This window comes from Mesobacillus maritimus (assembly GCF_044803185.1).
GTDB classification, from domain to species: domain Bacteria; phylum Bacillota; class Bacilli; order Bacillales; family Cytobacillaceae; genus Mesobacillus_B; species Mesobacillus_B maritimus_B.
The window spans coordinates 1873811-1887481 of sequence record NZ_CP085225.1 but is presented as its reverse complement, the minus strand read 5'-3'; the positions used below and the strand labels follow the sequence as shown (position 1 = coordinate 1887481).

The 13671-nt window shown below is 39.4% G+C and carries 14 protein-coding genes and 1 pseudogene; 1 reads left to right on the top strand and 14 read right to left on the bottom strand.

From position 1 onward, the window contains the following. Positions 1 to 51: 51 nt before the first annotated feature. From hslO to LG336_RS08935, 7 genes and pseudogenes are all read right to left on the bottom strand, one after another. A complete protein-coding gene (gene hslO, locus LG336_RS08965; RefSeq protein WP_404332234.1) occupies positions 52 to 933 on the bottom strand; it encodes an Hsp33 family molecular chaperone HslO in 882 nt (293 codons plus the stop codon). 27 nt (positions 934 to 960) lie between these two features. Further along, entirely contained in the window at positions 961 to 1179 is a 219-nt protein-coding gene (locus LG336_RS08960) for a DUF896 domain-containing protein (protein WP_404332233.1), read from the bottom strand. A 207-nt stretch (positions 1180 to 1386) separates the two neighbouring features. Next, positions 1387 to 1758 carry a cysteine hydrolase family protein gene (locus LG336_RS08955; protein WP_404332232.1) on the bottom strand — a complete coding sequence of 124 codons (372 nt, stop codon included), beginning with the start codon at positions 1756 to 1758 and terminating at the stop codon, positions 1387 to 1389. Positions 1759 to 1794: 36 nt separating this feature from the next. Continuing rightward, a pseudogene (locus LG336_RS08950) lies at positions 1795 to 3257 on the bottom strand (nicotinate phosphoribosyltransferase). Positions 3258 to 3316: 59 nt separating this feature from the next. After that, a complete protein-coding gene (locus LG336_RS08945) occupies positions 3317 to 3895 on the bottom strand; it encodes a hypothetical protein (RefSeq protein WP_404332231.1) in 579 nt (192 codons plus the stop codon). A gap of 39 nt (positions 3896 to 3934) precedes the next feature. Continuing rightward, positions 3935 to 4780 (bottom strand): Sir2 family NAD-dependent protein deacetylase, encoded by an 846-nt coding sequence (locus LG336_RS08940; RefSeq protein ID WP_404332230.1) that lies wholly within the window; start codon positions 4778 to 4780, stop codon positions 3935 to 3937. A gap of 81 nt (positions 4781 to 4861) precedes the next feature. Next, complete coding sequence (locus LG336_RS08935) at positions 4862 to 5746, bottom strand: NAD-dependent protein deacetylase (RefSeq protein WP_404332229.1); 885 nt, start codon at positions 5744 to 5746, stop codon at positions 4862 to 4864. A 213-nt stretch (positions 5747 to 5959) separates the two neighbouring features. On the opposite strand from LG336_RS08935, the gene LG336_RS08930 reads away from it, so the two are divergent. Then, the gene (locus tag LG336_RS08930) at positions 5960 to 6295 is read left to right on the top strand and encodes a winged helix-turn-helix transcriptional regulator (protein ID WP_404332228.1); all 336 of its coding nucleotides are present in this window, start codon (positions 5960 to 5962) and stop codon (positions 6293 to 6295) included. Between the two features lie 458 nt (positions 6296 to 6753). On the opposite strand, the gene LG336_RS08925 is transcribed toward LG336_RS08930, so the two are convergent. The 7 genes from LG336_RS08925 to LG336_RS08895 all read right to left on the bottom strand — a co-directional run bounded on the left by LG336_RS08925 (position 6754) and on the right by LG336_RS08895 (position 13525). Continuing rightward, complete coding sequence (locus tag LG336_RS08925; protein ID WP_404333122.1) at positions 6754 to 8088, bottom strand: MFS transporter; 1335 nt, start codon at positions 8086 to 8088, stop codon at positions 6754 to 6756. Between the two features lie 144 nt (positions 8089 to 8232). Beyond that, positions 8233 to 8850: a nitrite reductase gene (locus LG336_RS08920; RefSeq protein WP_404332227.1), complete on the bottom strand. Its 618-nt coding sequence runs from the start codon at positions 8848 to 8850 to the stop codon at positions 8233 to 8235. 129 nt (positions 8851 to 8979) lie between these two features. Beyond that, positions 8980 to 11415, bottom strand: a complete 2436-nt coding sequence (locus LG336_RS08915) for a heavy metal translocating P-type ATPase (protein WP_404332226.1) — start codon at positions 11413 to 11415, stop codon at positions 8980 to 8982. Positions 11416 to 11488: 73 nt separating this feature from the next. Next, positions 11489 to 11695, bottom strand: coding sequence for a copper chaperone CopZ (gene copZ, locus LG336_RS08910; protein WP_404332225.1), 207 nt, complete (start codon positions 11693 to 11695; stop codon positions 11489 to 11491). 75 nt (positions 11696 to 11770) lie between these two features. After that, a complete protein-coding gene (locus LG336_RS08905; RefSeq protein WP_404332224.1) occupies positions 11771 to 12103 on the bottom strand; it encodes a metal-sensitive transcriptional regulator in 333 nt (110 codons plus the stop codon). 183 nt (positions 12104 to 12286) lie between these two features. Further along, positions 12287 to 12607: an iron-sulfur cluster biosynthesis family protein gene (locus tag LG336_RS08900; protein WP_404332223.1), complete on the bottom strand. Its 321-nt coding sequence runs from the start codon at positions 12605 to 12607 to the stop codon at positions 12287 to 12289. A 15-nt stretch (positions 12608 to 12622) separates the two neighbouring features. After that, entirely contained in the window at positions 12623 to 13525 is a 903-nt protein-coding gene (locus LG336_RS08895) for a pyridoxamine 5'-phosphate oxidase family protein (protein ID WP_404333121.1), read from the bottom strand. Positions 13526 to 13671: the final 146 nt, after the last annotated feature.

Below are 13671 nucleotides of genomic sequence, written 5' to 3'. Positions count from 1 at the left end.
CCCCTGCTGCCAGGGAAGGAAGAGATGATTATATGGTCTTTAACTCGTACTCTATGAATTGCCAACTTCTAATAAAGCTTCTAAATCCTCTTTACTAAAATAGTAGTTTTCATTACAAAAATGGCATTGTGCTTCAGCCTGTCCATCCTTATCGATCATATCTTGGATTTCTTCGCTTCCTAGGCTTAATAGAGCGTTCGAGATTCTATCTCTAGAGCATTCACATCGGAATTCAACTGGCATTGTTTCTAGAATGCTAACATGTTCTTCGCCAAGTATCTGTTGAAGAATTTGTTCTGGTGTTACACCTTCCCCAATCATCGAAGAAATGGAAGGCATCGCTAATAAACGTTCTTCTATGAAACGAATGGTTTCTTCTTCTGTGTTCGGCATAAGCTGAATAAGAAAACCACCAGCAGCTTGAATGGTAGAGTCCGGGTTTACTAGTACACCAACACCAACAGAGGAAGGAACTTGTTCTGAATGCAATAGATAAGAAGCAAAATCCTCACCGATTTCACCTGACGCAATGGGTACCTGGCCAATGAACGGGTGATTCAAGCCAATATCTTTCGTAACGGAAAGGATCCCATTTATGCCCACCGCTGATTTAATATCAAGTAAACCCTGATGATTCACACCTGCGTGGGCATGAGGATTTGAAACATATCCTCTCACTTCTCCTTTGGCATTAGCATCAACAAGGATGGTTCCAATTGGTCCGCCGCCATTCATCTTAATGGTTAGTTTTTCTTCTCCTTTTAGCATGGCACCAAGTATGACCCCAGCTGTCATAGAACGTCCCAGAACCACAGAAGCAACCGCAAGCATATCATGGCGGCGTCTCGCTTCCTCGATCGTTTCAGTTGTAATAGCGGCATAGGCACGCACTTGTTTATTGTGAGCAATGGCTTTTACTAGATAATCTTTCACTTTAATCTCCCATTCTTATAGATGCTTTTAATCTTTTGTATTTAAATTCCGAACTTTTTCGGGTGTTACATCATTTCCAAGTGGGTCCAGCACCTTCACACTAGAGAATGTATGGAGCACTTGTCCCCGTATTGCACGTAAATAGTCTTCTCGAAGAACCTGTTGCTCGACTTTTTCAGCATTAGTCAATCCTTCTTCACGCTGCTTTTTCGCTAGTTCATTAATTCGTTGTAAAAAATCAATCATTTATTTCACCGACCTAAATTGGTTTCGTTTATTCAATCACTTCAGTATGGAAGCAAAGTTTCATATGGTTTACCATTGTTTCCCCAAGATCCGTAAATGTTGCTACACCTCGTTTATGAATGCCCGTCTTGAATCCTTCTGCGTCTGCCCCTGCAACGGTTAAAAAGTCACAAATATCCGTAGTTACCCCAACAATATGAACCTTTTCTACTCTAAATTTCTTAACGTTTCAGCCAAACCTGTTTTAAAGAATGCATTATAGTTCGTTTTAGGCGTATAAAATAGATTGCCGTGATTTTTATTTTCTTGATACCAATCTTCTAATTCCCCGTACAATTGTTGCCCTTGAGTACCGACAATATTATGTGGTGGCCATAATTCAAAGTGTGGGTCATTTGGCTGGTGTGCATCCATTGTTACGACAACTGCATTTCCTTCTGCTAAAAATCTAGTTGCCAGATCCTTAATATAAGGCACAATTTCTTGTGCTGGCTTACCAGCAGTTAATGCTCCATCATCCGCTATAAAATCATTACTCATATCAACAATTAATAACGCTTCTTTTGCCAGTTTAACCACCCCAAAAAAGAATTTCCTTCTATCCTGTTGTCCCCCTTAGATGGATACAGATTTTCGGTTGTGTTTTTTTGCTTCCTCAATGTTTTTTATTTTGTTGTCCCAACAAGCCTGACTTAAATCCACAGGATATTCCGCTGGATTTAATGAACGTTTGTACTCTTCCCATAAAAGGTTTAGTTGTTGCCCAGCATAGGATTGAATATCTTGGACCGGGGGACTTTCATACACTAGTGTGCCACGGTCGAAAATATCTTCGTGCAAGTCTTTCGCCGTTAAATTGGTAACGAAATTTCCAATATACGTATGCACGGGATGAAACATATGAAGTTTGGCTTCTTTTTCTGGTTGTTCGTTGGCTAAGGCGATATAATCCCCTTCTGACTTTTTCGTGTGATTGTTGATAATGCGGTATACCTTTTTTAATCCTGGTGTCGTGACTTTTTCAGGGCTCGCAGAAATTTTAATCGTATCACGCATCTGTCCGTTGTCATCTTCAATCGAGACCAGTTTGTACACAGCGCCTAAGGCCGGTTGATCGAAAGCGGTAATGGCTTTGGTACCAATACCCCATGCATCGATTTTTGCTCCTTGTGCGTTTAAGCTCATAATCGTATATTCATCAAGATCATTCGAAGCTATTATTTTCGTGTCAACGAACCCTGCCTGATCTAATAGCTTTCTAGCTTCTTTGGAGAGGTAAGCCAAATCTCCACTATCTAACCGAATGCCTGCAAAATTTATTTGATTTCCTAGTTCTTTCGCCACTTTGATTGCCGTTGGAACACCTGATTTTAGCGTGTCATAGGTGTCCACTAAGAAGATACAATCTTTGTGACGTTTCGCATATTTATGGAAAGCGATGTATTCATCTTGATATGCTTGAACAAAGGAATGGGCATGTGTTCCTGAAACAGGAAGACCAAACTTTTTTCCTGCTCGAACATTGCTTGTGCCAGAGAACCCACCAATATAAGCAGCTCTTGTACCCCATATGGCGGCATCAAATTCATGCGCGCGTCTTGTACCAAACTCTGAGACCGGTTGGTCACCCACAACTTGTTTGATTCGAGAAGCTTTGGTTGCGATAAGTGTTTGATAGTTTACGATATTTAACAAAGCCGTCTCGATGAGTTGCGCTTCAGCGAGCGGTGCTTCGATGCGAAGAATAGGTTCGTTGCCAAATACAACTTCCCCTTCTTTCATTGCACGAACATTTCCTGTAAAAGAACCGTTCGCAAAAAGTCAATATAGTCTTCTTGATAGCCAAGTTCCTCCAAATATTCCAAATCGCTATCTGAAAAGTGAAAGGTTTGAAGATAATCAATGATTCTTTCTAATCCAGCAAAAATTGCATAACCGTTTCCAAATGGTAATTTTCGAAAATACATTTCGAATACTGCCTTTTTGGTATGAATGTTATCTTCCCAATAGGCTTCAGCCATATTGATTTGGTACAGGTCTGTATGGAGGGCGAAGCTATCGTCAATATACTTGTTCATAACACTTTCCTCCTAAGCTAGGAAAATACGCTCGGACTTGCTCACGATAAACAGATTTTTTATGCATTCGTTTCACTGCTTCTACGTAAGAGATATTTTGCAAATTCAACAAGTCCATGTGCTTCTTCGGTTCGAAGAAAATTCACATCCAAACCATCCGGCCCCAGACGGAAGCGATCCAATGCGTCAGCATCCTTAAAAATCTGATATAGCAGTACAGCTCGCTCACTGAGCATTGGAGACTTTGCAATCTCGGACAAGCCAAGAGAATCGTCCTGGTCATGGTAGTAGGTGATATAGTATGTTTGCTCATCATAAGGCAAATCGTGCTCATGGCAAAAATCTTTGTAATACTTTGCTGCACGACTACCATGTCCTCTATCAATCCCATCATCAAGGCGACGGGAATCATGGAAAACAGCTGCCATTGCCAGCGCATTCTTTTCTTCATCACTTAGACCTTTTTGGTGTCCGATAACAAGTGCCAAGAGTAGCACGCGAGCGCAATGTGTTTTCGTATGCCATTCACTATCCGGCAGCCAAAACTCGATTGTTTCTTCCATAAATGTATACCATTGTTTATAAGGCTTTTTGATAGGTTCACAAACAGGATCATTCAGAATATTTTCTAGAAACACCTTTCCATTCCTCCCCTATTTTCTTATATCTGATTCAGCCTATTTCATCTGAACTAATTGCTGTAACACTTCCGCAATATTGCCGTCGATTCCAATGGATATAGCAGCAATGGCATCTGGAATATATAGCTCCCGTCCTTTATTAAGAGTAATGTAGGTAGCATTTTCCTCCTGATTGGTTAGGTTCATAAATGGGGCTTTTATCATTTGATTTCTTGCACCTACACCCAATTCCAGCAGGACTAATTTCTTACCATGGGCTTTCTCAACAAAATCCTGATAAGTCTGATAACTGGTTTGCCAAGACTCTCCCTTTAGGAAATTCCGATCAACTTCGATATGGACTTGCATGGGTCCGCCACACTCTGGACACTTAGGAATAAGATCCAGCGGAACCTTTCCATACTCTTGTTTTTGAGCCATTTCGCTCATTATTTCATCGCCTGGATAAAGTTGATTATGACACCCCTTCACACATTGCAGATTCCGACAATTGCCTTCTATCTCGAAGAGGCGTTCCTTTGGAAATCCTGACTGTCTGAAATGATCATCTATATTTGAGGTCACCACAAAATAGTTTTTATCCTTAACCAGTTCATAAAGACTCTTCATCACAGGACTGGCTCCGTCAGTGTATAAAAAATAGTTGTACATCCGGCTGAAAAATGCCCATTCTTCTTCCACGGAAGGAAATGGGTAAAAGCATCCTTGTATAATACTTCGAAACCCAAACTTTTCACGAAAATCGCCAAAATTCTCTAGAAAGGCTGTATTTTCTGCAAAAATATGGTAGCCTTCCGAGATGGAGAGACCATTGCTTGCGCCGATCAAAATCCCGTCAGCCTCTTGTATTTTTGTTAAAACCTTACTAAATTTTTCTTTCATATGATTCTCCATCCTTTAAAAGATTTTGATGAAATATTCGAATCCAATTCCTTAGTACTTGTGTACTATCTGCTTATAATGTCAGACCGCGCCTTGTTTCTTCTTTTTTTGCTGTTCGGCCAGAACATCATGCATGACTTGCGCAATATCTTCATCAACGGCAAGACCCTTATCCTTCAGTTCCTCCGGCAACAAGTTATGTTCCGGATTTGGATTGATGGTGATGTAGTATGCGTCCGGCCAACGATGAGTCATGTTCCAGAAAGGTTCTTTGATGAACATCGGAGTCATTAGACCGACGCCTAACTCTAAAAAGAGGACCTTCTTATGTTGATTTTCTGTAAGAAATTCACGATATTTTTTATGCTCGTCTCTAAATTTGCTTCCTTCTAAAAATACAAAGGAACGTACCCACAGTTCCATTTGGCCGCCACACTTCGGACATTTGGGAACCATGCTCGATGGAATTTTTGTCCCATCGATGTGGGCACACAGTTCCTTTGCCTGTTCCGCGTAAGGGTAAATTTCGTCGTGACATGGACCCCCACACTGTAAATAGGTCCAATTCCCCTGAATGGCACTGACTTTTTCTTCAGGGAACTCTTGTGAAAATTGGGTATCTTGATTCGTAGTAAGAATATAATAGTTTTTATTACTTAGTATTTTATTTAAATCCTTATAAGGCTGGCCGATAGGGACCTCCGCTACAAAGTTGATCAAAGTGGCAAGATAGGCCCACCGTTCTTCTTCCGTGCGGAATCGATAGTAAAAGCCTCCAAAGATGCTGTCAATTCCATATTTTTCTGCGAATGCGTTAAAATGCTTTCGAAAATTATCATCATCTTGATACCAGTTATATCCGGCCGCCGCAGACATGCCGGCGGCACCGCCAACTACAATTGCGTCAGCCTCTTCGATTTTTTGTAGTGTTGTATCTATATTGTCTTGATATTGTTGTGTTAACATACTTTCTTTGTCCTCCTAACGATTTTTCTTCGTAGTTGCAAAACATTCACTTATATAGCACCTTTTCTATAAATAAATATTTGAATCCAGAGATGTATATTTTTCCTTCACGTTCCCCCCTTTACTTGGATTTAAATGAATTATATAGTGAGTATAGATAAACGAACAGTATGCACTTTTTAGACGCATACTATCTAGGAGGATAGTGTAAAGATGAAAAAATCCAAAGTGAATGTTGCGGACAATCAAGAGACGTTTTTTGGCTACACACTTTCTATTATCAACGGTAAATGGAAGTTGCTAATTATTTACTATTTATCAAAAAATGGTACAGTGCGCTATAATGAACTTCAGCGTATGATAGGGAAAATAACCTATAAAACTCTCAGTTCTACATTAAAGGAAATGGAGAGTGATGGCTTAATACATCGTAAGGAATACCCACAAATTCCTCCAAAGGTCGAATATAGCCTTGCCGAAAAAGGACAAACTCTATGGCCTATTATCCAAGAGATGTGCCAATGGGGAGAGTATAATAAAGAAAAATAAAAGAGAGAAAAATGCAGATATTCTCCATTTATTGCGGGTTATTGCGGGGAAAATTTGCTAGGCAACTGATAAAAAACTAAGCAAAAAAAGGTATACTACCTCAATATCTGAGAGAATTATACCTTTTTCAGTTGCTGTGTATTTAAAACCATCGCAGACAATTCAACCTATTTTCTTAGTCTTCAAGCTTATCCACCGTAACGAGATCTATTCCGGTTTTAACCCTCCTTGAAATTCGCTTTTAACAGCTGAAATTGCAGCATGTGTAACTTTTTCCATCACTATCATCTCCTGTTACTCTTTCATTCATTTTTAAATCGTATCTAGTAATTTATCTAATACTTCCATGTCGCCTTCTTTAATTCGATCTCAATACAGCTTCCAAATGACCTTCAAGAAGAATTCTGCCCCATTATCATTGCACTTACTTATTAGTTCAAACCCTTTTAATAATTGCATCACCTTTGACCATTCGCTTCTCCTTGCTTCGGTGTTCGGATAAACAGAAGCGCCAATATAGCGCCTGCAAAGGCCACCATCCCACTCCAGTAGAACGCTTGTTGAAAGCCCTCGTTCAGAGCGACGACCGAGTCTCCTGCGGTACTGGAGGCCGTTGTCGCTGCAGCAATTACAACAATAATGGCTAGGCTAATCGCCGCGCCGATCTGGGACGTTGTATTGTATATGCCCGATACCAACCCTGACTCTTCCGGCTTGGCACCTGATATAGCCGCCGTTTGAGCTGGGATATAGGCTAGTCCCCTACCAAAAGAAGCCAATAGTAAAGCCAATAGGACGTTAGCCAAATAATTTCCATCTACCGTTGTGTTGAAGGAAAGCAAGAGCATGGAACCTCCAAGTGCGAGAAATCCAACAAATAGAACGGCTTTTAAACCGAATTTTTCAACCAATTTTCCAGCTATAAAAATCATTGTAATCGCTATTAGTATCGGCGCCGGAATTAAGGCCGCTCCAGCTTCGAAAGGAGAAAATTTCAATACCTGCTGTAAGTACAACATAATGAAATAATTGAATGGAATCCACATTCCATTTAGCATAATAAGCGCAATATTGCCCGCAGCCAAGTTGGGAATCTTAAAAATGCGAAGCGGCATGAGCGGCTCCTCCTTCTTGGCCTGAATAAAAATAAATAAGATGAATAACAAGGCCCCAATAGTCATTGTCCATATAACAGAAGGTGAACTCCAGCCATTGTGTTCTGCGGTTACGATGCCGTAAACGAACAGGACTATAGCAGCCGTAATGGAGATAGCGCCAGTATAATCGATACGGCCCTTTCTACGTATACCTTTTTGTAGCAGCCCTGGTGATAAGACCAAAGCGAGAACACCGATGGGAACGTAGATCAAAAACGTCCACCGCCAGCCAATCCACTCCGTAATGATTCCTCCAAGAAATACACCGGCCAATCCGCCCGCCGCACCAGAAAGGCCCCAGAAAGCAAGCGCCTTATTCATTTCCTTCGGGTTTGCGGTAAATAATGTCATTACAATGGACATTGCAGCCGGTGTTATTAAGGCAGAACCGGCACCCTGAAGTGCACGTGCGACGTTTAACACCGAATCATTCCAAGCTAATCCTGCGAGTAGAGACGCCAGGGTCAGGATTGAAAATCCCCACATGAATATGCGCCGTTGGCCGAACAAATCGCTCAACTTTCCTCCCAATAGCAGAAGTCCTCCGAAGAAAATAATATATGCGTTCATTACCCATTGCAGACTCACCTGCGTATAGCCGAGCCCTTCTTTGATGGCTGGCAGAGCAACCTGCATATTGTTGTATCCATGATAGTCAAGAAAAACGCAGTGCACAATAAAGCAAGTGCTTTCCAGCGCTTCGGGTCGGGTTGCGCAACCGTCTGTGCATGTGTTAACATAATTCAATCTCCTCCAATTTTCGGATTATTTTCAGTATTATTAACCTATCAATTTATCTCTACCTATCCGTTTTAAAAATTTATAGAATGTCTCCCGTTTCTTTCCCGTTTGTGAATATACAGCAATGATCTTTTCTACTGTATCGTATAATTCTTCTGGTGTTAGATGCTCCATCAGCAAGGAACCGACCTCAGCATCTTTCCCTTTTGCTTTTCCTCCAACATATAAATTGTAATGATCCCTCATTTTCATAATACCTATGTCGCTTAACATGGGTTCACCGCAACCAATAGGACAACCTGTATAAGCAACCTTTAGGGTAAAGGGTACAGCCTTTCCTGCTATACGACGATTTATCTCTTTTGCTACCGGCATTCCTTCCTCTTCTTCACCTTTGCAAAAATTACAGGTTCTCAAGCTTTTTACGAAGTTTCCAACCGGATAACATGCTAATCCAACACTTTTAAACTCTTCCATGATTTCATCTTTTTTATCTTCTGGAATTTCGATATAGAGTTGTTGGAAAGTGGTTAATTCAAGTTCATCCTCTTCATTCATATATTTTGAAATGGTTAGAAGTTGTTTTGAATTCAGTTTTGCCCCAAACCCTATTCCGCCATTTATTGCGATTTTCATTCTTTTAACATCGTCCCCCATATTCATTTCTCCCCTCTTTTAAGAAAATAATATACTATACTCCCGAAGGGTATAAAATAGTGAATATATAAACTGCCCACAAGAAGGCAGCAGGCTATATACTATCAACTATCAATTACCTTTCCACATTTAAGCTTTTAACTTCACTCTCTGCAGTCTTAGTGCGTTGAGAACAACCGATACAGAGCTAAATGCCATCGCTGCACCTGCTACCCACGGTGCAAGGAATCCAGCCGCCGCAATAGGAATTCCAATCGTGTTATAGGCAAATGCCCAGAATAAGTTTTGCTTAATATTACGCATCGTTTTACGGCTCATTAATATCGCATCTGCAATACTATTGAGGTCTCCTCTTATAAGCGTAATATCCGCAGCTTCCATTGCGACATCTGTACCTGTACCAATTGCCATCCCAACATCTGCTGTGGCTAGTGCTGGAGCGTCGTTAATACCGTCACCGACCATTGCCACTTTTTTACCCTGTTGTTGTAACTTTTTCACTTCTTCTGCCTTACCTTCAGGAAGGACTTCCGCAATGACTGCATCAACTCCTACCTCTTTCCCAATTGCTTGTGCTGTACGCTCGTTATCACCAGTCATCATAATAACTTTGATGCCCATTTTTTGTAAACGGCGAATAGCTTCTCGAGATGTATCTTTTATGGTATCTGCTACGGCAACTAGTCCAGCATATTGTCCATTTATAGCAGCTAACATCGCTGTTTTTCCATCGCGCTCTAATTTTTCCATTGCAGGGAGAACGGCTGTCATATCGATGCCGTATTGCTGCATGAGTTTACGTGTTCCAATGACAACAGCTTGACCTGAAACAGTTGATTGAACTCCATAACCCGGAATCGCTTCGAAGAATTGGACGTTCCCAAGCTTGATGCCTTTCTCTTGGATCCCCTGAACGATCGCTTCTGCTAATGGGTGCTCGGATTGTTTTTCTGCTGCACCAAGCAGTGATAAAAACTCCTCTTCATCTTGGCCTTCTGCTACTAAAACATCCGTTAATACAGGTTTACCGTGTGTAACTGTACCTGTTTTATCAACAACTACTGTGTTAATTCCTTGTGTTTGTTCTAAGTGCTCGCCACCTTTGAATAAAATCCCAAATTCAGCTGCACGTCCACTTCCGGCCATAATGGATGTCGGTGTGGCTAACCCGAGTGCACATGGACAAGCAATAACCAGTATTGCAATTAACACTTCAAGTGCAGGTGTAAACTCTCCTGGTAGAACCCAGATGATCCAAACTAGGAATGTAAGGATCGCAATCCCCACCACAATCGGCACAAAAATCCCCGAAATTTTATCTGCCATACGTTGAATCGGTGCTTTTGACCCTTGTGCATCTTCTACAACTTTAATGATTTGGGCTAATGCCGTGTCACGTCCAACTTTTGTCGCTGTCATTTTAATGAAACCATTTTTGTTAATGGTGGATCCGTATAGTAAGTCTCCGGGTTTTTTATCGACTGGTAAACTTTCACCTGTTAACATGGATTCATCAACGGCTGTTGTTCCTTCAAATACTTCCCCATCAACAGGAATTTTTTCGCCCGGCTTCACTAAAATGGTGTCACCAATGACTACTTCTTCTAATGGTATCTCCTTTTCAACATCATCACGTAAAACGATCGCTGTTTTTGCTTGAAGTCCCATTAATTTTTTAATCGCTTCAGATGAACGGCCCTTTGCTTTTGCCTCAAATAATTTGCCTAAAAGAATGAGTGTGATTAGCACCGCACTTGTTTCAAAATATAGGTGTGGACCGTGGTGTGTCCCAGCTGTAACAATCGCCTGATATACACTATAAAAATAGGCTGCAGAAGTACCCATAGCAACAAGTACATCCATATTCGCACTTCCATTACGAAGTGCTTTATAAGCACCTACATAAAACTGTTTCCCGATAATAAACTGTACTGGTGTTGCTAATATCATTTGGAACCATGGGTTCATTAAGAAATCCGGCATATAGATAAACGATGTAAAAGAAAAGTGCCCAACCATCGTCCATAATAATGGAAACGATAATATGGCTGAAATAATGAATTTTCGTTGTTGATCTTTAATGTGCTTTTCACGGTGATCTACCTGCTCTTTATTCTCTTGTTTTTGGTGTGCACCGTACCCAAGCTTCTCTACCTTTGCAATAATGTCTGCAATTGTTACTTCTGAAGGATTAAATTCAATGGTTGCTTTTTCAAGCGCTAAATTAACGTTCGCAGTTGCAACACCCTCCATCTTGTTTAACCCTTTTTCTATACGAGTAGAACAAGCTGCACAAGTCATTCCTGTAATTTCAAATTCTGCTTTTTGTTTCACAACACCGTAACCCAGTGCTTGAATTTTCTTTTCAAAATCTGATTCATTAAATTTTGATGGGTCATATTTAATCGAAGACTTTTCAAGTGCCAAGTTTACAGATGCTTGCTCGACGCCCTCCATTTTATTTAACCCTTTTTCGATACGTGTCGCACACGCTGCACAAGTCATTCCTGTAATTTGAATACTCGCTTCTTTTACTTTACTTACTTCTAGTGCTTCTGTACTCATGTTCTTTCCCACCTTCACTATACCTATAAGGGGTATATTTTTATGAAAATGATAGAGTGCTTTAAAAGCACTCTTATTCTACATCATATCCTTGATCTTCAATCGTTTCTTTAATTTTATCAAGTGATACTTTTGATTCATTAAAGGCTACTTCAACCAAAGCTTCGTCTAATTTTACGTTTACTTGGTTAACACCATCTAATTGACCAACGCTACCTTCCACAGCCTTAACACAATGTCCACATGACATTCCTTGTACGTTTAATGTTGTATTTTTCATGTTTTCTCTCTCCTTTAAATGAAATGTTACCTAGATTACTATACATCGTATGGGTATATAAAATATAAAATTTTTTTATTTTTTCATTAGCTTTTGAATCGTAACCACTAATTCATCTAAAACCTCATCATCACCTTCTGAAAGGCGATCTACGACACAACCTTTTAAATGACCCTCGAAAAGAATTTTGGCCACACTATTTAAAGCAGATTGTGTGGCAGAAAGTTGTGTAATCACATCGTCACAGTAAACGTCTTTATCGATCATTCCCTTAATGCCTCGAATTTGACCCTCGATACGATTTAATCGACTTGTTAAATCCTTTTTTACACGTTCAGGATGATGACTTTTTCGACAAGTCGTACCATCTTCTGTATGGCAAGCATTTTCTTTCACTGTGTTTTCCATATGCTTAACCTCCTAACTTGATTACACCTTACCATACCCACGATAGGTATGCAAATAAAAAAATTTGATTATTTATCAATTATTTTAACCTTTATATCAACAGGATTGAAAAGGATGTCCTTCCAGCATGAATCATAAATTTATTATTCTTCCAACTTTGTCTATCACTAACACTAATCCTTTTCATAATTGTTTCACACTAGAGAAGTAACCATATATTTGGTTATTACTTTTTACTAAGTACCGTCCCGATTGAAAATGAAAATCTATTATAAGAATATCGTCTAAGAACTTTAAAGTTGAGGGTTCCGTATAAACGGGAATCCAGTTTGTTGGGATTTTTATTTTGTTACTTGGGAGAGTAGCAATAAAATGTAAGCGAATTGTACCATCTAGTGGGTTTCCACATCCACCAAGCCCATAAATTAAATATAAATGATTTGAACTAGAATTTAACTGTTTCAATAATTGAGCAATTGATTGTTCAGTAAAATTAATCTGCATCGTTTTTCCCCCTTCTTATTTGGGATTAAATGGAGAATAGTTCAAAAAATCCCACGAGTACATATTAGCGTTCTGTTTTTCTATTACACCAGATATAACATACTTTATTAATCTTTTGGCACCTTTATATATTAATTTTTCTTCATCCGTTAGATCCCAAATAATTTCAGAGTCTCCAGTTAGTTGCAATGTATGCCCCTTTTGAAAATCTATAAATAGCAACCCTGTTTTAGTATTTTCAACAATATTTCCAAGAGTGTTAAACATCATATTACCAACGTAATCAGGGTAAAGGAGAGTCGTTTCATTAAGAATACTTACAAAGCCTGCTTGACCTCCTCTGTGAGAAACATCTGTTTTTCCTAACGAATTTGAACTTGATATAAAAAAAGTATCCGCCTGCTCTATCCAAATCTCCTGATTGTTATTTAAATTCTTACGGTGTAACGTCTGAATTGTTTTATTATCATCAAACTTATTTATTTTTATCTTTCTTGCTTGTATAAATTTGGGGCAGTTACCGTATACTTGCTCTGTTTTTACTTCAATTGTTTCATCATCAAGAATATTAGCAACACCGTTTATTCGAATCCTAATCCTTGATGAAAAATCAATAACAATCATTCCGACATTATTGTTAGAGTTTATATTAGTAAACAACATTTCATTTTCTTGTTTTTTTATATGAATCCTTATAATCCTTTCATTAATAATTCGGATGAAACCAAGATTACCACAAACTAAAGAGCTCCATAAATACCCTTGCGGGTCAGTGGAACCTATTACTACCATTGGCTGTGATTCTATAAAAAATTGAAAAGACTCCTTCATAAAAGGTAGAATTGTCCGTCCAACTAAATTTGCGCTTTTGGTTACACTAAGCATAGACTGGACTTTTCGTTCGCCTGGATGAAACACTTCCAAATTATCACCCCTTATCTAAATACGAGTTTCAGGAAACCCGGAGACGTACTTCTCATGACTTAGAATATTTATTAGTGAAGGTGTAACTGATCATTCAACACCTTTTATCTATCAAGGGTCAAACACAATTATCAACATAG